This window comes from Pseudomonas sp. TH08 (assembly GCF_016651275.1).
In the GTDB taxonomy this organism is placed as follows: Bacteria; Pseudomonadota; Gammaproteobacteria; order Pseudomonadales; family Pseudomonadaceae; genus Aquipseudomonas.
In genome coordinates, this window is the sequence record NZ_JAEKEE010000006.1 from 47,770 (window position 1) to 68,869 (window position 21,100).

Annotated in this window: 18 protein-coding genes; 15 read left to right on the forward strand and 3 right to left on the reverse strand. The window is 57.9% G+C overall.

The window, feature by feature from the left end; all coding sequences use genetic code 11:
* Positions 1 to 355 precede the first annotated feature (355 nt).
* Positions 356 to 3,904: a calcium-binding protein gene (locus JFT91_RS26555; protein ID WP_201234356.1), complete on the forward strand. Its 3,549-nt coding sequence runs from the start codon at positions 356 to 358 to the stop codon at positions 3,902 to 3,904.
* Between the two features lie 148 nt (positions 3,905 to 4,052).
* Here JFT91_RS26555 and JFT91_RS26560 read toward each other — a convergent pair whose 3' ends face one another.
* Positions 4,053 to 4,448, reverse strand: coding sequence for a hypothetical protein (locus JFT91_RS26560; RefSeq protein WP_201234357.1), 396 nt, complete (start codon positions 4,446 to 4,448; stop codon positions 4,053 to 4,055).
* Here JFT91_RS26560 and JFT91_RS26565 point away from each other — a divergent pair, their 5' ends adjacent.
* The 6 genes from JFT91_RS26565 (at position 4,449) to JFT91_RS26590 (ending at position 10,687) form a co-directional block, all read left to right on the forward strand.
* Positions 4,449 to 5,552 carry a hypothetical protein gene (locus JFT91_RS26565; protein ID WP_201234358.1) on the forward strand — a complete coding sequence of 368 codons (1,104 nt, stop codon included), beginning with the start codon at positions 4,449 to 4,451 and terminating at the stop codon, positions 5,550 to 5,552. It begins immediately after the preceding gene.
* Positions 5,477 to 5,881: a hypothetical protein gene (locus JFT91_RS26570; protein ID WP_201234359.1), complete on the forward strand. Its 405-nt coding sequence runs from the start codon at positions 5,477 to 5,479 to the stop codon at positions 5,879 to 5,881. Before JFT91_RS26565 ends, JFT91_RS26570 begins: the two co-directional genes overlap by 76 nt.
* A 175-nt stretch (positions 5,882 to 6,056) precedes the next feature.
* On the forward strand, positions 6,057 to 7,748 hold the full coding sequence (locus JFT91_RS26575) for a hypothetical protein (RefSeq protein ID WP_201234360.1): 1,692 nt from the start codon (positions 6,057 to 6,059) through the stop codon (positions 7,746 to 7,748).
* A gap of 52 nt (positions 7,749 to 7,800) precedes the next feature.
* Positions 7,801 to 9,405, forward strand: coding sequence for a hypothetical protein (locus JFT91_RS26580; RefSeq protein ID WP_201234361.1), 1,605 nt, complete (start codon positions 7,801 to 7,803; stop codon positions 9,403 to 9,405).
* The gene (locus JFT91_RS26585; RefSeq protein ID WP_201234362.1) at positions 9,384 to 9,647 is read left to right on the forward strand and encodes a hypothetical protein; all 264 of its coding nucleotides are present in this window, start codon (positions 9,384 to 9,386) and stop codon (positions 9,645 to 9,647) included. The genes JFT91_RS26580 and JFT91_RS26585 overlap by 22 nt, the downstream gene beginning before the upstream one ends.
* Before the next feature lie 86 nt (positions 9,648 to 9,733).
* Positions 9,734 to 10,687 carry a prolipoprotein diacylglyceryl transferase gene (locus JFT91_RS26590; RefSeq protein ID WP_201234363.1) on the forward strand — a complete coding sequence of 318 codons (954 nt, stop codon included), beginning with the start codon at positions 9,734 to 9,736 and terminating at the stop codon, positions 10,685 to 10,687.
* A 133-nt stretch (positions 10,688 to 10,820) separates the two neighbouring features.
* Here the strand turns inward: JFT91_RS26590 and uraH are convergent, their stop codons facing one another.
* The gene (gene uraH, locus JFT91_RS26595) at positions 10,821 to 11,174 is read right to left on the reverse strand and encodes a hydroxyisourate hydrolase (protein ID WP_008080901.1); all 354 of its coding nucleotides are present in this window, start codon (positions 11,172 to 11,174) and stop codon (positions 10,821 to 10,823) included.
* Positions 11,175 to 11,606: 432 nt separating this feature from the next.
* Between uraH and puuE the strand changes: the two genes are divergently transcribed.
* The 8 genes from puuE to JFT91_RS26635 all read left to right on the forward strand — a co-directional run bounded on the left by puuE (position 11,607) and on the right by JFT91_RS26635 (position 19,786).
* Positions 11,607 to 12,533, forward strand: coding sequence for an allantoinase PuuE (gene puuE / locus JFT91_RS26600; RefSeq protein WP_034151757.1), 927 nt, complete (start codon positions 11,607 to 11,609; stop codon positions 12,531 to 12,533).
* Entirely contained in the window at positions 12,530 to 13,045 is a 516-nt protein-coding gene (gene uraD, locus JFT91_RS26605; RefSeq protein ID WP_201234364.1) for a 2-oxo-4-hydroxy-4-carboxy-5-ureidoimidazoline decarboxylase, read from the forward strand. The genes puuE and uraD overlap by 4 nt, the downstream gene beginning before the upstream one ends.
* Positions 13,046 to 13,132: 87 nt before the next feature.
* Positions 13,133 to 14,128 carry an allantoicase gene (alc, locus tag JFT91_RS26610; RefSeq protein WP_008080896.1) on the forward strand — a complete coding sequence of 332 codons (996 nt, stop codon included), beginning with the start codon at positions 13,133 to 13,135 and terminating at the stop codon, positions 14,126 to 14,128.
* Positions 14,129 to 14,275: 147 nt separating this feature from the next.
* Positions 14,276 to 14,779, forward strand: a complete 504-nt coding sequence (locus JFT91_RS26615) for an ureidoglycolate lyase (RefSeq protein ID WP_024012211.1) — start codon at positions 14,276 to 14,278, stop codon at positions 14,777 to 14,779.
* 51 nt (positions 14,780 to 14,830) lie between these two features.
* Entirely contained in the window at positions 14,831 to 16,147 is a 1,317-nt protein-coding gene (locus JFT91_RS26620; RefSeq protein ID WP_201227324.1) for a urate hydroxylase PuuD, read from the forward strand.
* A gap of 169 nt (positions 16,148 to 16,316) precedes the next feature.
* Positions 16,317 to 17,675, forward strand: coding sequence for a nucleobase:cation symporter-2 family protein (locus JFT91_RS26625; protein WP_201227325.1), 1,359 nt, complete (start codon positions 16,317 to 16,319; stop codon positions 17,673 to 17,675).
* Positions 17,676 to 17,842: 167 nt separating this feature from the next.
* Positions 17,843 to 18,628, forward strand: coding sequence for an outer membrane protein OmpK (locus JFT91_RS26630; protein WP_201227326.1), 786 nt, complete (start codon positions 17,843 to 17,845; stop codon positions 18,626 to 18,628).
* 372 nt (positions 18,629 to 19,000) lie between these two features.
* A complete protein-coding gene (locus JFT91_RS26635) occupies positions 19,001 to 19,786 on the forward strand; it encodes an outer membrane protein OmpK (protein WP_201234365.1) in 786 nt (261 codons plus the stop codon).
* A 138-nt stretch (positions 19,787 to 19,924) separates the two neighbouring features.
* Here the strand turns inward: JFT91_RS26635 and JFT91_RS26640 are convergent, their stop codons facing one another.
* Entirely contained in the window at positions 19,925 to 21,097 is a 1,173-nt protein-coding gene (locus JFT91_RS26640; RefSeq protein ID WP_201234366.1) for a patatin-like phospholipase family protein, read from the reverse strand.
* Between the last annotated feature and the right edge of the window lie 3 nt (positions 21,098 to 21,100).

A 21,100-nucleotide genomic window follows, 5' to 3' on the forward strand; every position in this document is an offset into this window, starting at 1 on the left:
GATGTTGTTTGAATAGCCATTCTGATTGCAAAACAATTGCAGACAGGATGGCTAAATTTTTATCACTTCGAAAGTTTCGTCAAACAGTGGCGTTTGGCGACTATTCAGAACACTTTTCGAAAAACTATATTCCTTACCCGATCAAGACCAAGAAACAAAGGCCCAACTCGCAACCCGGCGTTGTCATGGCAAGAGAAGCCTGAAGCTTATTTCACACCTTACTGTTACTTCCACTTACTGATTAATGCCTGTAAATGCAATACATCGCAACAACCCGACGATATACACCAGTCGAAACTCGACATTAATATAGCCACGCCGCTAAATATTTATTTCGCCGAACAAGGATGTTCAAATGGCCACTCTTATACAAGAGTCTGAAATACAGCACGACTCCGTCGTCATTAACGATATTGGCCCTCAGCCTGCCAATACACGCACGGAGTCCACTCTCGATCTGAAAGCTGCGCGTCATGACGCTGCCGACACAACTAGCAAAACCCACACCAGCCAACTGAATCTCAACGACAAGCTTTTCGGGCCACTGGAAATTGGCCAGATTTCGGTGACACGGGTAGCTCTCGATGCACTGGGTGCAAGGATCAACGGCCAGCCCCTGAACGGTGACAACACCTTCTTTCGAGTGCCCAAGCGTTCATTCGTCAATTCCTTGCAATTCAGCTTGCTCGACATCGAAACCCATATGAAATCGGCCAGCGGCAGGGATGCCTACCTGCTGCCGAATCTGCTGTTCGATATCGCCAGCCGGCGGCCATTAACGGCTCCGCGCATGATCAGGGAAAATCCTGAAACCACTGTAGATCCGGGCAACCTTCGCAGCAAACTCGAGAAGCTGTTGAATGCCGCGCACAAGCTGGATTTGCGTCATGCTTCCCTGCCGAAAAACACGCCCGTATGGGTTTCGAAGACGAAAAGCTATTCCGCGCTCGGCGCCAGCGTCGGGATTCAAGGCTTCGGAATATTCATGGGCATTCGGGGCGTATACGAAGCCATAAAAGTCGAAAACACCAATGAGGTGGTCATCAATGCCACGGGGATACTGACCGAAGTCAGTTCCATTGCCGTTGACCTGGCCATTACGCATGAAGCCACGCGCATGATCACGGCCGGGCAACAGGCTTACAAGGATTTTGCCAGAACCCGTTTTGCAGTCAGGCTGAGCCGCTCCGGAGGCCTGATCGGCGGGGCACTGACGTTGCCGTTTGATCTCTATACGGCGGTCAGATCCTTCACCGCGGCTGAAAACACCACTGGCAAAGAAGCCTTGGATCACTACGTCAGTGCCGCACTGAGCATCACCAGTGCCGTCATGACCGTCATCCTCGGCGCCGCAGCCATGGCCGGTTTTTCATTCGCTGGCCCGGTGGGTCTCCTGGCGGGAGTCATGCTGGCAATCGGGTCTCAGGTTTATGGTGCGGTGCGGGCGGTGGATGACATCGATGATTACATCGAACTCTCCATCAATGAGCGCTGGCAGACAGGCTTTCTCGCGTTCTTTTTACAGGGACCACCGAGTGACGTTCAGAATCGTTTTCTGATCGCCAAAGCCAAAATCGATCACGCCAAACAGTTGAAGGAAAGCGCCAGGGCTTTACTGGATGGGCCATTGAAGGAGACCACCGAAGCCATCGTCAACGGCAGCTTCGATGTGGAACTCGTGACCGAGAGCGTCAGGACGCAGAACTGGTGGACCAAAAAATGGGACTGGGACAGCGTTTCCACGCCAAGAATAAAAGACGGCGACGACGCCATTGACGCCCGCGAAGGGGTGACGGACAAGACCCCCGGCGCGGAAATAGGCACTGGCGGAGAAAACAAAGGCGTCCTGTGGTTCATGGGGGCGGTGATGACGCCATACAAGGGGTGGAAAAAAGCCGAACGCATTCTATTTCGAGACGGGAAAAAACAACTGACCGGCGGCGACAAGGATGACCATTTCGTATTCCAGGGCGCAGAAGTCGCCAAGCCTGATGACGAACTTGCTGATCGCTGGACCTTGCGTGGCGGTGCAGGTAACGACTCGCTGATTCTGGGCAAGCTTGCTCAAAAATACGCCTATCCGAAAAAACCTTTGGCCGGCTACAACATTGATTTAGCCGCCGGAACCATCCACACCGTCACGCTTGATCCATTAACCGGAAAAGAGTTGAAGCGTAGTGCACACAGTACCGTCGAGAGTATCGAGAACGTCGAAACCATCGCTGATACTTCCACCACCGTCATCGGGACTGATGGGCGCAATGTGATCAAGGCGCGTGGCACCGACATCATCCGGGCCGGGGCTGGTAACGACCAGATTCATTTGCTGCAAGCGGGGGCGTCGGTCTGGGGTGGCGCCGGCCTGGATGAGTATTTCATTGATAATGTATCGGGCACGGTCTCGCTTTTCGAAGACGGCGTAGAGGACAGTGTGATTGTCCTCAATTTCAGAATGGAACTGATCGACCACTTTCTGGTGATGAAAGACGGCTCTCTGAGTGTGGTGCTGAACTCTGATCTGCATGTGAAAACCAGATTAGTCATCGCGGACGTCTATGAACACAAAGACGGCAAGTTAAAAATAAAAAACAACAAAATAACCTTTGTCACCAAGGACCGATTCTATCTTGCGCCTGACTTCCTTGAGTCGGTAGATCGCAATGGAGACGTGACCCTGGACGCTATTATTTTAAAGCGTGGATCGCCAATAAACCCGATCATCCTCTATTCCGACACCTGCGACACCGACCACGAAAACTATGTAAGTTATTACCTTCCACGCAACGACAAAAACATCACTTTCCGCTCAATCAAGCGCACACGGGAATGTATAAAAGTCCACCTTGACTACGCCAGCAACGAACTTACCAAGGTAGAGGTCGCTTATGGTGCCGCGCAAGATGATGGCTACTGGTGGGGGTCTACAGATCTGATCTATCATTTTGGCGAAAAAACGTTGAAGTTAGTAAGTTTTTCGAAAGAAAACCCTGATTTACCCAAGCGTACCAAGGAGATGGGTAAATTCCTTGAATACCTTCAGTACACACCTGAACAGAGGTACGTACTCGAATTCAATGACGGCAAGCAGATCTCTGCCAAAATCACAAAAATCGAACAGCCCACCGAAACGGACTATCCGTCGACTGGTTTTATTCGGTGGAAAAGCCTGCTGCCTATGCCTTTGAACTTCCGCTGGAGCGGGTCGAAATTCGAGTTGCCCGAAAACGACGCCTACACGTTAAGTCCACGGGGCGCTTGCATCAACTTCTCCGCCGCTCCCGGGCAAAACGCGATGGAATGTCTGGAAGGTGCAGGCGGGACGTACATTCTTCACCTCGTTGCCGAGCAAAACATCAAGATCGGGACGCCGGGCGGCCTGGCCAGCGCGAGTGTCAGATTGCCGCACTCGTCGACCTGGGAACTTGATGCGACCAAGCTGGGCAATGTCGAAATCAAACTTGAAAACAACAAACTCTATATCGGCACCTGCACGATTCATCTTCCGGAATACGGCAGTGAAGATATCATCGACACCGTGCACGTCATTGATGAAAAAGGAATTATCAAAACGGTCGATCTGTCATTTGACCTGATTACCATCACCGGCGTTGACGCCCGATACTTCATTGAACCGCCAGAGTTCCCTGTCACTCTCTCGGGCAGATACTCCTCAGTAGCGGAATTGGAACTCCCGGTGATAAATGCGGCCCTTTATAATTACCCGACTTTTGAACTGAGCTACAGCTTTCCAAAACGTCGCTGGATTACCACCCCCTACATGACCAATATCATTAACCGGTCACACCTTGAAATTTACGGCCGGTGTAATCACCAGCCACCAAAACCGCAACTCACACCACTTCAACAGTCAATAGTGGCCCTGGATGAAGTGCCCGTCTCTTAATCCGTGAGCTCTACTTTCAACTGTATAAATCCTGCGCATTCTGACAACAGAACAGCTTGAGCCTTGCCAACTTTCCCAGCCCCGACCCTGTCGGGGCTGCACTCAAGTGCGCTTCAAAAATGTGATGACACGCTCATCAAACGGAGTATCAATTCATGGCCAAATCGCCCAAAAAATTCCGGGGGCTTCCACAGGCGACACGTCGACGCCAACCACCCGAACTGGCGTTGACCTTCCCGCCGGCCACCGCTTTCCTGATCTGCACCTGCCTGACAGCGATCCCACACCAGGTCACTCGGCGCGCCAATCGCAGATCCCGGTGGTTGATCAGCCCAACGTCGTCATAAGCAATCTGCCCGGCCACGGCGTTGATACCTATGGATTCGCCCGCAGCGAGATCGCCTGGCCACAAAGCCGCTACCACGAGCTGGTCGCTCTGGGCGCTGATACCGGATTGTTCAGGGGGCCAGATCTGCGAACCTACGCGGAAATAGGTGGCGAAGGCCGCTTTCTCGTTGAACTCAGTGAACGTGGTGTTTACCACGTGCCCCTGTCCTTCGCCCCCGGAGTTCCAGGCCCGATCCTGAGCAAAATCGAAGGTCAGCCACGCTGGCGCATCGAGCGGCCGGGCTGGCAATCGTCGCCGACAGCGGCGGTTTCCGTAACGCCGAAACCGCCAACCTACTTGCCCCCGCATTTGGCCGCCGTATTGACCAAAGCCGAGTTGGCATCCGATGGAATCCGCTACGACAAGCACAAGAAAACCTACGTCGACACGGCAGAAGGCACGGTAATGGTGCGCAAGGTCAGCGACGGCATCTACCGGGAAACATCCGCCAGCGAACTCTCCCCTTCCGGCCCCGAACTTGAAGCCGTTACGGGGACGACACTCTGGCGACGCAAGGCTCAGGACAGTGCCGACCCCACTCGCGCCGCTGACGAACCGACGCCCGGTCCGAGCAAACGTCCACGGCTTGACGACCCACAAGATCCTGCCGCTACCAGCACCCTCGCGCCGGAGCAAACACCTTATTTCTGGCTGCCATGGGGCCACTTGAATCAGCCGACCACTGGCGAATCGGTGCAGCTCGGCTGGCTGCACTATCCCATCGTCCCGGTCGGTTCGGCGCCCCATCGCTTGCCCAAGGTGTATTACCTGCAACACCCGGAATTTGCGCCGTCACATTTCGATGCCTTTGAGCGGATGCTGCAAACGGCGCCGGAGCTCCAGCCAGTGGCAACCTTCCGCATCGGCACCGAACCGGGAGAGATACGTCCCGGCAAACGCTTTTTTGAAAAGCCGTTAACGCAGTCCGTGGCTGAAACCTTTGCCGATTTCTCCGATTTCACGGCTAGAGCCGTTGCGCGAAAACTGTTCGAACTTTCGGATGACGCCGCCACTATCACCGGCACCGGGCTGAGCAACATTCAGACAGTCTTGAGCCAATGGAACCAGAAGCCCTTCCCCGCCACACCGGCGTTTGCCGACCCGCTGAACATGTTGCCTGTGGCGAAAACCATCGACATCTCCGGGAAAAAGTCATCCCGTTGCACCCTCAGGTTGAAGGTGATTTGCAGCGACTGGTATTTGATCCACAGCGTTTTCCATTCGAATGGCAGAACTACAAGAAGGATCCGACCGATCTGAACCTCAGGCGTCTGGTCGGTGCCTTGCTGATTCGCAGCAGCTACGACGTCTTTCCTCTGACCCACGATCACCGCATGCCGACGCTGGTCTTCAAGCGCACAAATCATGATGAAGTGTTCTTTCTGAAACTCGGCGCGGTCGAGCATATCGGCCTGTCCCACGCACCGGGCAATGAACTGGCTGATCCGGGACTGCCTGCACGTATCGGCAACGAAGCCTTTACCGCGCTGACCAGCGCTGCGGTTAAAGGCAAGGTGGTCTGGCTGATTGGCGGGGTAATGAAAGTCGAATCGAACCCGGAGGCCGTGTTTATCCTCAGAGAACGCTGACAGCTGCGGCTGCCCTCGCCGCACTGCCGGTGAGGGCAGCCTCTGCCTCGGGGCATCAACCTCGTAAACTTTTGCATCATGTGCCGTCGGTGCAAGACATATGTACCGCACACCACGTCCTCCGATTACCGAGCATTAGCCCCTTGAAGAACCCGTACTTCACAGGAGCATTGCAATGGCAAAATCGCCCAAGAAAATTCCGTTTTTACCTCCGCCCGATAACGCGGCGAACCCCACCCGCCCCGTGACCGAACCACCGGCTGGCAGCCACGGCGATACCGGGCATTCGGTGTCGGCGCTGACCGGCACCGAGCCGACACCCGGGACCTCGACCGGGAGCGCGGCCGACATAGCCGGCCGGCGCCCCAGCGTCATCATCAGCCAAATGCCTGAAGCCGAACCTCACGCACCTGCGCGGCGTGCGTCTTCAGAAGGCGCCTCCCAACTACCGGACACCGGTCAGGCGACACCCGCCATCGACTCAGCCATCGGCGCGAGTCTGCATCCCGCCACGTTCATCGATCCGGCACTGGCAGCCCTGCTGACCAGTGCCGACAGCTCGGCGGAAGGCATCCGTTACGACAAACACAAAAAAACCTATGTCGATCTGGAGGACGGCACGGTGATGGTGCGCAAACATCCGGATGGCAGTTATCAGCAAACCCATCCTGGTGAATTGAGCCCGACCGGCGAACGGGTCGAGCAGATTCCGGGGTCGAAACGCTGGCGTCAGGTGGCGTCGAACCGTTCGCCAGTGGACGCTGATCCGCTCTTCGTCGAGGTCAGTGAACCTGTGCCCGGCCCGAGCAAACGGCCGCGTCTGGACGAGCCAGCCAGCGCGACGGATGAAGCCGGAATACTGGTGGAAAGTCTTCTGTCGCAGCAACCGGACGCCCTCGATCTGTCCGCCGGGCAATGGCGAAACTGGGGCAAAGCCACACCACCGGAATCGGCTGTATCCATCGAAATTGACGGTGCGTATTACCCGATCGTGGACCAGGGCATCCACCCCGTCACGGGTCTGGTCTATTTACAGCACCCGGGCTTTGCACCCGGACGCTACGACGCGTTTGAACAAATGCTCCGCCACGAGCCCTCACGCCAACCAAAATGGGCGTTGAAACGCGATGGCCAATGGCGAGTCCTGGAAAGCCATCTGCCGTTTGAAATGCCCCTCAAGCAATACGTCGCCCACGCGTTCAAATACCTCTCCGATCACTCGTTGAGCAACCTCGCACGCGCCGTCTTCGACCAGACCCACCCCTTCGGCACGGTGACCGGCCACGGCCTGTCGGTGATGACCCTGACCTTTCGCCACTGGATGGATCGCGTCAACAACGAGGCGCCCATGCGCGGGCTTATGGATCCGTTGCTGATGTTGCCCAGACTCGCTGTTGAGCCCTTCACCATGGTCCCCGGTGGCGTGCTTTCGCTGCCCGCGCCCTCACCGCGTTTTTTGCAGCGAATCGACTTCGACCCGCAACAGTTCCCGCTGGAATGGGGCACCTACGCAGCGGCCCCGACGGGTGCCAGTTTGCGCACGTTATTCAGCACGATCCTGCGGCAGAACGGTTACACCATCAATGCCACCCCACGGGCGATGAGTGAAGGCGCGTTGCTGTTTCACCGCGAAGGCGTCGCCGCCGTATTTGTCTTGAAGCTGCCGCGTGTCACCGGTAGCACGATTGCCCGTTACAGCGTGCCCGGCGCGGAAATGGCCAGTCCGGCCTTCCAGACGAAACTCAGCAACGCGGCCCGGCACACGTTGAACATTCATCTGGCGCAGAACCAGATCGTTTATCTGGTTGGCGGCACGCAGCTGATCGCCCCGGACAAACCGACGCTGTTCATGGTTAGAGAAGGATGACGGTTGACCTTGCGTCCACTGCATCACTCGCCCACTGCGTTCCAGCATTCACATGGAAGAGAAACCCGATATGGCCAAAGCACCGAAGAAAATTCCACTCACTCCAACACCCGATACGTCTCTGGCAATCACCCGAATCGTGACACACGAACCTGCCGGGCACCTCCCGCATACCGGCAGCTCCGATCCGACAGCATCACGGGTTGGCGCACCTGAATCGGACGCACGAATTCCTTCGTCGAGCGCAAACTCGCGACCATCAGCGGTCACCGTCAGCCATCTGCCCGAGACCGTCGCCGCGCTGCTGGAAGCCAATATGCGCGCGATCAACTGGCCGGCGGAAAATGCTCACCTGTTGCGCGCAATCAGCAGTCATCGCGGGTTGTTCGACAGTCCCGAGGGCGATACCTATGCGCATATCGCCGACGAAGGCTATTTTCGCGTCGACCGCCAATCCGATGGCCGCTATCGCCTGCACTGGCCTGAGGGCCTCGGCGAGGCGGGCCCGCTGCTCACGCAAGTCGAGGGGCAACCTCACTGGCGCCCCGAGCAAGCCGCCCGGCCCACACACGCGGCAGTGAATGCCGAGGCAGCGGCACAGCCTTCACCACCACGGCCCTTGCCCGCCGATCAGGCGACCTGGCTGACCAGCGCGCAGAACACCTGGGACGGCATGCGCTACGACAAACGCAAAGCCACCTACGTCGATATGGAAGACGGGGCGACCTTTCTGGTGCGCAAACATCCGGCGGGCGGCTACCAACAAGCCTCTGCCCACCAGCGCAATTCGCTCGGCGCGCGGGTCGAGCAGATTCCCGGAAGCAAACGCTGGCGAACCCGAGCGTCCGACGACCAGTTACCGGGGCCAAGCAAACGTGCGCGCCTGACAGACGCTCATCACCCGGCGCTGGCACGCCCATCGTCTGGCCTGACACCCGAGGCGCAGCCTGCGACCGGAGTCTGGAGAAGCTGGGGCAAAACCAGCAAACCCGAGTGGAATGACTCCATAGACATAGATGGCCTGCACTACGTGATCGTGCCGCAGCGCATGCAGAGCGATACGCTGCTCGTCTATCTGGAGAACCCGCTGTTCACGCCTGGCCGATACGAGGCCTTCGAACAGATGTTGCAGACCGACCCGTCTCTGCAACCGAAATGGGCGGTTAAAAACGCTGATACCTGGACGGTGGTGGAGCAACGCCCGTTTGAGGGATCGCTGACCGAGTACGTCGGAAAAACCTTCCTGGATTTATCGCATCAGTCGTCGAACGCTATCGCCAGAACCGTGTTCAATCAGGCTAACCATTCCGAAGTCATCAACGGTGATGGGCTGCGCATTCTCTTCGACACGCTGTATCACTGGGAGAACCGAACCACCTCGGCAGCACCGAGACAGGAACTGGCCGACCCGTTATTGCTACTACCCATATTGCCGGCACAACCCAGTGCCGATCTGCTGGGACACAACCTCATGCTCCCTCGCCGTCCGGCGAAACCTTCCAGCGACTCGATTTCGATACCAGCCGATTCCACCAGCAATGGCGCGATGCGCTGGACACGCCGGGCAGCAGCTTGCGCGCGATGTTCAGTGACCTTCTCGAACACAGCGGGTACGCGGTCGATCGCACCAGCCGCATGTTCAGCGATGACGCGTTGATCTTCAAACGGGAAAACCTCGACAGCGTATTCGTCCTCAGGTTTCGCCCCAGCGCTGCCGACGGCACGCTGTATCGAGCCATGGACCCGGCTTCTGAACTGAGCGGCGAAGGGTTCAGGAGCAGGGTCGAGAAATCGAAATGGAACCAGATGCTCGAGCCCGGCAAGGTCGTCTATCTGGTCGGCGGTACACAACCCATCTCTGCACAGCAGACGTTGCTCTTCATTGTGAGAGAGGGCTGACGTTCAGCGCCAGGCACACCTGTTTCAGGCGCACTGCAACGTGCAGTGCGTCACCCGGAACCATCACGACTATCGAGATAAACAGAATGGCCAAAACACCAAAAAAACTACCAGGCACCGTTTCACCTGACTCTTCTACGCCAACTGCGCGACCTGTGACTGATGCGCTTGACGGCACTCACAGAATTGCCGGAAACACTGAGTCCGGCACCGCTGCAGATCAGCCCTTTGCACGTGTTCGCGAAAGTGCAGACGAAAACAATCCGGTCTCGGCGGTTTCCGTCAGCAATATGCCCGCAACGGCGTGGCCAACGCCGGATGCCGCTCGCCGATCGATTACCTGGCCGGCGGATCAAGTGCATCTGTTGCGCCCGCTGACGACCGACAGCGATCTGTTCATCAGTCCGGATGGCAGGACGTATGCGTATATCGAAAACGAGGGCCACTTTCTGGTTGAACGCCAACAGGATGGTCGTTATCAGGTGCCCTTCGACTTCACACCAGACTTGCCCGGACCTTTTTTGCATAAGGTCAGCGGCCAGTCATCGTGGCGTTTCGAACTGCCGGCCTGGCTTGCGGCGGACTCGCCAGCCAGCCCGACTCCTGCGGCCATTACCGCGCGCGCATCCGCGAAAACGCCCAGCGTTCTCGCGCCTCATCTCGCCGCACGACTCTCAGACGCGGCGGCGTCAGCGCAGGGCATCCGCTATGACAAGCACCGTAAAACGTATGTCGACACCGCAGAAGGCACCGTCATGGTCGGCATAAACGCCGACGGTGAATATCAGCAGACCTTTGCCAGCGAACTGAAACCTTCCGGCGAACGGGTGGAACAGATTCCCGGATCAAATCGCTGGCGCCGAAAAGTAGCGAACGCCACAAACGCTGCCGAGCCTACGCCGACAAATAATCGACGACCGGCCGAGCAATCGCAGGCAGACGAGTCAGGCCCGAGCAAGCGCCCGCATCTCACGGCACAAGACGAGACGGCATGGCCCCATCAGCCGGATAACTTCAACGGCGATCGCCAGCCGACATAACCCTGACAAAAGACTGATACCGCGCCGCCTCGGACCACATTCCACAGACGAAAAAAAGCCCGCAGTGTGGGCGGGCGAAAGACCAAAGAAGCTATATGCGCAGTCGCTTCCCGGTGGGGGCAGCTGCTTGGGGTCAGCTGCCCCGGTACGTGGAATAGCTGTATGGCGAAATCAGCAATGGCACATGGTAGTGATCCTGTTCGGCAGAGATGCCGAAACGCAGCACCACCACGTCGAGGAATGCCGGTTCCGGCAACTGAACGCCACGGGCGCGGTAGTAATCGCCGGCGTGGAACTGAACCTGATAAACCCCGGTACGGTAATCATCGCCTTGCAGCAGCGGTGCATCGACCCGGCCATCGCTGTTGGTTACAGCACTGGCGACCAATTCCAGTTGCGAACCTTCAACGCGGTACAGCTCGACCTTGATCGAACTGCCCGGACAACCGTGTGCAGCGTCCAAAACGTGTGTTGTCAAACGTCCCATTGATTCTGCGCGCCTGCCTGCGTGGAAGCAGTCAGACCTCGCGCCTCCCGAAGTCAGATAAAAAGGAGACCGCACCGATTCGGAGCACGAAAAGCTGCGGCGAGCGACTGATTAAGACACTTTTCATAAAAATTGTACACAATAAAAACGACATTTTTCACACCACCCCCGCCATTCGGGGGTTTCCTCACGATCTGCCAGCGGCAGGCCTATTCATTGAACCTCGTATCCATTAGCTGACTGGTCAGGCAGGTTTCTTGCAGGCTCACGCCATTAACAGTAAAAGATGACAGTCGGTGAAAAATGCAAAAAATCAGGCTTACAAATTGCGATTAAAGTTGTATACAATCAGCCCATCGCTGTGACGCCAGCCTGTTAACTCACCGCCAGGCCGCCACACTTATCTGTCAACGAATAAGAAGGAAGACTGCAGTGAGCGCTGACTACCCACGCGACCTGATCGGTTACGGCAGTAACCCTCCTCACCCACACTGGCCGGGTAATGCCCGCATCGCCCTGTCTTTCGTGCTCAATTACGAAGAAGGCGGCGAGCGCAACATTCTCCACGGCGACAAAGAATCGGAAGCCTTCCTCTCGGAAATGGTTGCTGCCCAGCCTCTGCAAGGCGCGCGCAACATGAGCATGGAATCGCTTTACGAGTATGGCAGCCGTGCCGGCGTCTGGCGGATCCTCAAGCTGTTCAAGGAATTCGACATTCCGCTGACCATCTTCGCCGTGGCCATGGCCGCGCAGCGCCACCCGGATGTGATCCGCGCGATGGTCGATGCCGGGCACGAAATCTGCAGCCACGGCTACCGCTGGATCGACTATCAGTACATGGACGAAGCGCAGGAACGCGAGCACATGCTCGAAGCGATCCGCATCCTCACCGAAATCACCGGCGAGCGCCCACTGGGCTGGTACACCGGCCGCACTGGCCCGAACACCCGTCGCCTGGTGATGGAAGAAGGTGGTTTCCTCTACGACTGCGACACCTATGACGACGACCTGCCCTACTGGGAGCCGAACAACCCGACCGGCAAGCCGCATCTGGTGATCCCGTATACCCTCGACACCAACGACATGCGCTTCACGCAAGTGCAGGGTTTCAACAAGGGTGACGACTTCTTCGAATACCTCAAAGACGCGTTCGACGTGCTCTACGCCGAAGGTGCCGAAGCGCCGAAAATGCTCTCGATCGGTCTGCACTGCCGTTTGATCGGCCGTCCGGGTCGCATCGCTTCGCTCAAACGCTTCATCGAATACGCTAAAAGTCATGAACAGGTTTGGTTCAGCCGCCGCGTTGACATCGCGCGTCACTGGCACGAAACCCAGCCGTACCAAGGGGCCGCCAAATGAGCCGCTTTCAAACCCTGCAACCGTCGACCCTGAGCCGCGACGCCTTCGTCAAAGCTTTCGCCGACATCTACGAACATTCGCCATGGGTGGCCGAGAAGGCCTACGACCTGGGCGTGGACGCTTCGATCGACGAGATCGAAACCCTGCACCAGCGCATGAGCGACATCCTGTTGAGCGCCGATCATGCAAGCCAGCTTGCCCTGATCAACGCTCACCCGGACCTGGCCGGCAAAGCTGCCGTCCAGGGCCAGCTTACCGCGGCCAGTACTGAAGAACAGTCTGGCGCGGGGATCCACCAATGCACGGCCGAAGAGTTCCAGCGCTTCACCGAGCTGAACGACGCCTACAAAGCCAAGTTCAAGTTTCCCTTCATCATGGCGGTAAAAGGCAGCAACCGGCATCAGATCCTCGCGGCGTTCGAAACGCGCATCCACAACTCGCAAGACACCGAGTTCAAGTGCGCGCTGGCGGAGATCAACAAGATCGCCCTGTTCCGTTTACTGACCCTATAGCGAGCCTGACCCGAGTACATCAAACGCGGAGAGTACCCAGGGTCTTGCAAGCATCCCCAGCCACTTTTTTAAAGGCAGACAAGAAGAATGAAAGCTTACGCCGTACCTTTCGAAAAATTCGTCAACCTGGCCGATGCCCGTCTGGGCACCAAAATCATCTCGGTCACCGATGACTGGTTCGCAGACGCCAATCGTCTGTTTCAACCGACTCCGGCCGTCTGGAAGGAGGGCGTGTTCGATGACAACGGCAAGTGGATGGACGGCTGGGAATCGCGCCGCAAGCGCTTCGAAGGCTTCGACAGCGCGGTGATCCGTCTGGGCGTACCAGGCTCGATCAAAGGCGTGGACATCGACACTTCATTCTTCACCGGCAACTTCCCGCCATCGGCCTCTCTGGAAGCCTGCTTCCTGGCCTCGGGCGAGCCTGATGAAAACACCCAGTGGACTGAAGTGCTGTCGGCCGTCGAGCTGCAGGGCAACAGTCACCACTACCACGAAATCAGCAACGACCAAGCGTTCAGCCACCTGCGCTTCAACATCTACCCGGACGGCGGTGTTGCCCGTCTGCGCGTGTACGGTGTGCCGCACCGTGACTGGTCGGCTGTTGGCGACAACGAGCAAGTCGATCTGGCAGCAGCCCTGAATGGTGGCCGCGCCCTCGCCTGCTCCGACGAACATTTCGGCCGCATGAGCAACATCCTCAACCCGGGCCGTGGCATCAACATGGGCGATGGCTGGGAAACGGCACGTCGTCGCACGCCGGGCAATGACTGGGTCATCGTCGCGCTGGGCCACCCGGGCGAGATCGAGAAGATCGTCGTCGACACCCTGCACTTCAAGGGCAACTACCCGGACACTTGCTCGATCCAGGGCGCGTTCGTGAAAGGTGGTACTGACAGCCAGATCGAAACCCAGTCGCTGTTCTGGCGCGATCTGCTGCCAAGCCAGAAGCTGGAAATGCACGCCGAGCACACCTTCGTCGAGCAGATCAAAGCGCTGGGCCCGATCACCCACATCCGTCTGAACGTGTTCCCGGACGGTGGTGTAAGCCGCCTGCGCGTTCTCGGCAAGGTCGCTAAATAATGCCGAGCCTGTAGGAGCTGCCGCAGGCTGCGATCTTTTGATCTTAAAAACAAAGTCAAAAGATCGCAGGCTTCGCCAGCTCCTACAGGGATCGCGCAAGACGCACTGACAAGTTGTACAACACAGAATTCGGATAAGAAGAACAGCATGCGCACACTAACGATTGAACCGCTGACCAAAGAAGCCTTCGCCCCTTTCGGTGACGTGATCGAAACCGACGGCAGCGATCACTTCATGATCAACAACGGTTCGACCATGCGCTTCCATAAACTGGCGACGGTCGAAACCGCTCAGCCTGAGGACAACGCGATCATCAGCATCTTCCGCGCCGACGCGCAGGACATGCCGCTGACCGTTTGCATGCTGGAACGCCATCCGCTGGGCAGCCAGGCTTTCATTCCGCTGCTCGGCAACCCCTTTCTGATCGTGGTCGCGCCAGTTGGCGATGAACCTGTATCAGGCTTGGTCCGCGCCTTCGTCACCAACGGCAGGCAGGGCATTAATTACCATCGCGGCGTTTGGCACCATCCGGTGCTGACGATCGAAAAGCGGGATGACTTCCTGGTGGTTGATCGCAGTGGCACAGGCAATAACTGCGATGAGCATTTTTTCAAAGAGGATGAGCGTTTGATCCTCGCCCCCCACCAATAAGAGAAGGTCTGATCACTCGACAACAAGAGTGACAGGCGAGAGGTAAAGACTGTGGAAGCACATCTGTTGGAATGGCTGAACCTGAGCGTGCGCTGGGTTCACATGATTACTGGCGTGGCCTGGATCGGCGCGTCGTTCTACTTCGTCTGGCTGGAGAACAACCTCAACCGCGTCAACCCGAAAACCGGTCTGGCCGGTGATCTGTGGGCGATCCACGGTGGCGGTATCTATCACCTGGAAAAATACAAACTGGCCCCTCCGTCGATGCCGGAGAACCTGCACTGGTTCAAATGGGAAGCCTACTTCACCTGGATGTCGGGTATTGCGCTGCTGTGCGTGGTGTTCTACTCCAATCCAACGCTCTACCTGCTGGCTCCGGGCAGCACCCTGAGCGGCCCTGAAGGCGTGGCCATCGGTATCGGCTCGCTGTTCCTCGGCTGGTTCATCTACTCCTTCCTGTGCGACTCCGCTCTGGGCAAACGCCCTGCCCTGCTCGGCTTCATCCTGTTCGTGCTGATCATCGGCGCGGCGTATGGCTTCAGCAAGGTGTTCAGCGGTCGTGGTGCGTACCTGCACGTCGGCGCGATCATCGGCACCATCATGGTCGGCAACGTGTTCCGCATCATCATGCCGGCGCAACGTGCACTGGTCGCGGCGATTGCCGAAAACCGTACGCCGGATCCGGCGCTGCCGGCGAAAGGCTTGCTGCGTTCGCGTCACAACAACTACTTCACCCTGCCGGTGCTGTTCATCATGATCAGCAACCACTTCCCGAGCACCTATGGCAGCCAGTACAACTGGTTGATCCTGGCCGGGATCGCAGTGTTGGCCGTGTTGGTGCGTCATTACTTCAACACCCGTCACGACAGCCACAAGTTTGCCTGGACTCTGCCGGTGGCAGCGGTGGGCATGATCACTCTGGCGTACGTCACTGGCCCAGCGCCAATGTCGACCGCTCCGGAAGTGGCCAAGGCGCCTGCAAAAATCGAGTACCAACCGCTGCCGGAAACAGCACTGGGTGGTGGCGCGAAACCGGCTGAAGCGGCGGCACCTGCTGCACCCGCCGAAGCTCCTGCTGCAGCACCGGCGCAAGCCTCCAATGCAGGGCCAGGCTTTGACAAAGTGCATAGCGTGATTCAAGAACGCTGCGCGGTTTGCCACTCGGCCAAACCGACCAGCCCGTTGTTCAGCGCTGCCCCAGCGGGTGTGATGTTCGACACCCCTGAGCAGATCCGCCAGAACGCGGCGCGCATCCAGGCGCAAGCCATCACCTCGCAGATCATGCCACTGGGCAACATCACACAGATGACCCAGCAGGAACGTGACCTGATCGGTGCATGGATCGCGCAGGGAGCCCAGACCAACTAAGCAGTAAAGCTTCGCGGGCAAGCCTTGCTCCTACCAGGATCACCTGAATCCTGTAGGAGCAAGGCTTGCCCGCGAATAGCCGCAACGCGGTTTACCTGATGCACAGAAACAGCTGTGAGCAACCCGGCAGCTGTTCAATCACAAGAATAAAAAAGATCCGAGGTGTTGCATGTCCGAGCTGTCCAAAGCGCGCATCCCCGACGCACCCGCCATTCAGCGTTTGCCCCTTTTGCAACTGATTCTGGTCGGTTTGCAACATGTTCTGCTGATGTACGGCGGTGCCATCGCGGTGCCGTTGATCATCGGACAGGCCGCTGGCCTGAGTCGTGAAGAAATTGCCTTCCTGATCAATGCTGACCTGCTGGTCGCTGGTGTCGCCACCATCGTGCAGTCCATGGGCATCGGCCCGATGGGCATTCGCATGCCGGTGATGATGGGCGCCAGTTTTGCTGCGGTCGGCAGCATGGTCGCCATGGCCGGCATGCCCGGTATCGGCCTGCAAGGGATCTTCGGCGCGACCATCGCTGCCGGATTTTTCGGCATGATCATCGCGCCGTTCATGTCCAAGGTCGTGCGCTTCTTCCCTCCTCTGGTGACCGGCACGGTCATCACCTCGATCGGTTTGTCGCTGTTCCCCGTGGCCGTGAATTGGGCAGGTGGCGGTGCTGGCGCTGCGCAATTCGGCTCACCGATTTATCTGGCCATCGCCGCCCTGGTGCTGGGCACTATCCTGCTGATCCACCGCTTCATGCGCGGTTTCTGGGTGAACATTTCTGTGTTGATCGGCATGTGCTTCGGCTACGTGTTGTGCGGCGCGATCGGCATGGTCGACCTGAGCGGCATGGCCAACGCGCCATGGGTGCAGTTCGTTACTCCGCTGCATTTCGGCATGCCGAAATTCGAACTCGCGCCGATCCTGTCGATGTGCCTGGTGGTGGTGATCATCTTCGTCGAGTCCACCGGGATGTTCCTCGCCTTGGGCAAGATCACCGGTCAGGAAGTCTGCCCACGCATGTTGCGTCGCGGCTTGCTGTGTGATGCCGGCGCTTCGTTCGTCGCCGGTTTCTTCAACACCTTCACCCACTCCTCTTTCGCGCAGAACATCGGCCTGGTGCAGATGACCGGCGTGCGTTGCCGTTCGGTGACCATCGTCGCCGGCGGCTTGCTGATCGTCCTCAGCCTGCTGCCGAAAGCGGCGTTCCTGGTGGCATCGATTCCGCCAGCGGTTTTGGGCGGTGCAGCGATTGCGATGTTTGGCATGGTTGCCGCGACTGGCATCAAGATCCTCCAGGAAGCCGACATCGGTGACCGTCGCAACCAGTTGCTGGTGGCGGTAAGCATCGGCATGGGCCTGATTCCGGTAGTGCGTCCGGAGTTCTTCGCGCACCTGCCGATGTGGATGAGCCCGATTACCCACAGCGGCATCGCGATGGCGACGCTCAGCGCGCTGACGCTGAATTTGCTGTTCAACATTCTCGGCGGCAAAGAGCGCGCGGCGATCAATGACTGCCACGCACACCAGCACTAAAAACAGCAACACCGATGTACCTCTGCAGAGCAGAGCTTGCTCGCGAAGAGGCCAGGTCAGCCACCATCAATGTTGAATGACCTACCGCTTTCGCGAGCAAGCTCTGCTCCTACAAAGGCATGCAACAGCTCTGCGCCTCAAACAATAAAAACAAGAGGGAGCAACAGATGATTCGTACACAGACAAACATGCTGTTAGGTGGTGGCCTGCTGGCCGCGAGTCAAGCCATGGCCGGCGATTTACTACTGTGGCAGACCAACAGCCTCAGCTATCTGTACGGCAAGAATTTCGCCATCAACCCGTCGATCCAGCAGACGGTGACGTTCGAGCACGCCGACAAATGGAAGTACGGCGACAACTTCCTGTTCGTCGACAAGATCTTCTACAACGGCCAGGAAGACCGCAACAAAGGCCCGCATACCTTCTACGGCGAATTCACCCCGCGTTTCTCGTTCGGCAAAATCTTCGACCAGAAGATCGAATTCGGCCCGATCAAAGACGTGTTGCTGGCGATGACCTACGAGTACGGCGAAGGCGACAGCGAGGCTTACCTGATTGGCCCCGGTTTCGACCTGAAAGTGCCAGGCTTCAACTACGTCACCTTGAACATCTTCCGCCGCCAGACCGAAGGCCCGCGCCCCGGCGATGGCGTCTGGCAGATCACCCCGGGCTGGTCCTACAGCATTCCCGTGGGCAATTCCGACCTGCTGATCGACGGTTATCTGGATTGGGTCGTCGACAATGACGAGAACTCGCGCGGCACCTACCACGCCAACCTGCACATCAATCCGCAGATCAAATACGACCTCGGCAAAGCGTTGGGCTGGAGTCAGAAGCAGCTGTATGTCGGCACCGAATACAGCTATTGGAAAAATAAATACGGCGTCGAAAGCAGCCACAACCTCGACACCAATCAGAACACCGCCAGCCTGCTGGTGAAGGTGCACTTCTAAGATGACCCGCAACCGTGCCCCATACCTGTCGTCGGTGCTCTGTTGCGGGGCACTTGAGAGCTGGCCAAGGAGTCAGTATTCTCCGCGGCCTCATGAATTCGGTCTAAAAAAAAGCCCGGATTTAATTCCTGACCGACGGGCCAACTTATCCCGGCCCCGGCCAGTACCGAGGCATCCCGAAAACACGCTCAATCGACTGTTTTTCAGCAGCCGAGAGGGCGTTTTTTTGCTTTTCGAAAGCCTTGGCTCAGCTTTTGCTAACACACAGAAGCTGACCGATCGGATGACTTTTGCAGCAACGAAAAAAGGCGCCACACCAGAGCGCCGATCTTAAAAAAATAAACGTGGAACACCTACTTTGGGAGCAACCGAATGAAACGTATGTGCACCAGCCTGATGCTCGCGGGATCGATGTTGGCCGGCGGCCAGGCCATGGCCGATGGTCTGCTGCAGTGGCAGAACAACAGCCTGACCTACCTCTACGGTAAAGACTTCAAGGTCAACCCTGCGATCCAGCAGACCGTCACCTTCGAGCACGCCGATGCATGGAAGTATGGGGACAACTTCCTGTTCGTCGACAAGATCTTCTACAACGGTGACAAGGACTTCAACAACGGCCCGAACACCTACTACGGCGAGTTCCAGCCACGCATCTCGCTGGGCAAGGTCCTCGACCAGAAGATCGAGTTCGGCCCGATCAAAGACGTCCTGCTGGCGCTGACTTACGAGTTCGGTGAGGGTGACACCGAGTCCTACCTGATCGGCCCGGGCTTCGACCTGGCCATCCCGGGTTTCGACTACTTCCAGTTGAACTTCTACCAGCGCCACACCGAAGGCTCGCGCCCGGGTGACAACGTCTGGCAGATCACTCCAGTGTGGTCCTACACCATTCCGGTCGGCGATTCGAACGTGCTGATCGACGGCTACATGGACTGGGTCGTCGACAACGACGTCAACAACCGTGGCGAATACCACGCCAACCTGCACTTCAACCCACAGGTCAAATACGACTTGGGCAAAGCGCTGAATTTCGGCGAGAAGCAGTTGTATGTCGGTGTTGAGTACGATTACTGGAAAGACAAGTACGGGATCGACGACACCCGTGCCTTCACCACCAATCAGAACGTGACCAGCTTCCTGGTGAAGTTCCACTTCTGATGCAGGTGTAGGTGGCGTCTGCGAGGACGCCATCGCGAGCAGGCTCACTCCTACAGGGGTTCATTGTTGATGCCATTTGCGCTTACGACATAAATCCTTGTAGGAGTGAGCCTGCTCGCGAAGGCCGCGCCACAGATCTCAGGCCGGAACCACCGCTGCGGATATACCCAAAAACCGGCACAGCTCTTCACGCTTGGCCAACGCATCACGCCGCCCCAGATCGATCAACTCGCTGCAATACCCCGCCTCGAACAGCAGATAACTCAACACCCCCGCCCCACTCGTCTTGGTCGCTCCCGGCCCACGCAAGAACAAGCGCAACGCCGCCGGCAGTTCCTGACGATGCCGCGCTGCGATTTCATCAATCGGCTGACTCGGCGAAATCACCAGCACCTCTACCGGCGCCACGCCCAATTCGCGCGTCGGTGTCCCGGCGGGCGTCAAATGGCTGAACTGGTTGAGACGCTGCAACAACTCGATATCGCTCTCCAGGCTGTCGATGAACGTGCTGTTGAGCATGTGCCCGCCGATCTGCGCCAACGTCGGCTGTTGCCCCGTGTAGCTGCGCTGCAGCGGCTCCTGCGGATCGGACCCGCGCGGATTGCCGCTGACCCCGACCACCAGCACTCGACTGGCGCCCAGGTGCAACGCCGGGCTGATCGGCGCCGATTGCCGCACCGCACCGTCACCGAAATACTCCTCGCCGATCTTCACCGGCGCGAACAACAACGGTATCGCCGAGCTGGCCAACAGATGATCCACCGACAACTGCGTCGGCACACCAATGCGCCGATGCCGCAGCCACGAATCAATCGTGCCGCCGCCCTGATAGAACGTCACCGCTTGCCCCGACTCGTAACCGAACGCGGTCACCGCCACCGCATGCAATTGCTTGCGCGCGATAGACTCGGCAATACCGGGCATGTGCAGTTTTTCATTGAGCAGATCGCGCAGCGGCGAACTGTTGAGCAGCGCCACCGGCAGATGTCGACCGAGGCCGAGCAAGCTGTGGCTGACAAAGCGGCTGGCCTGTCGGATGACACCGGGCCAGTCGCTGCGCAACACGCGATGGCTGCGAAAGCCCTGCCAAAATAATGTGAGGCGTTCGATGGCGGCGCGAAAATCGGTGGCGCCACTGGCGAGGCTGACTGCATTGATCGCCCCGGCCGATGTGCCGACGATCACCGGAAACGGATTGTCCGCGCCCAACGGCAACAACTCGGCAATCGCCGCCAGCACCCCCACCTGATACGCCGCCCGCGCCCCACCGCCAGAAAGAATCAAACCTGTGACCGGTTCAGCAGGGCTCATCGC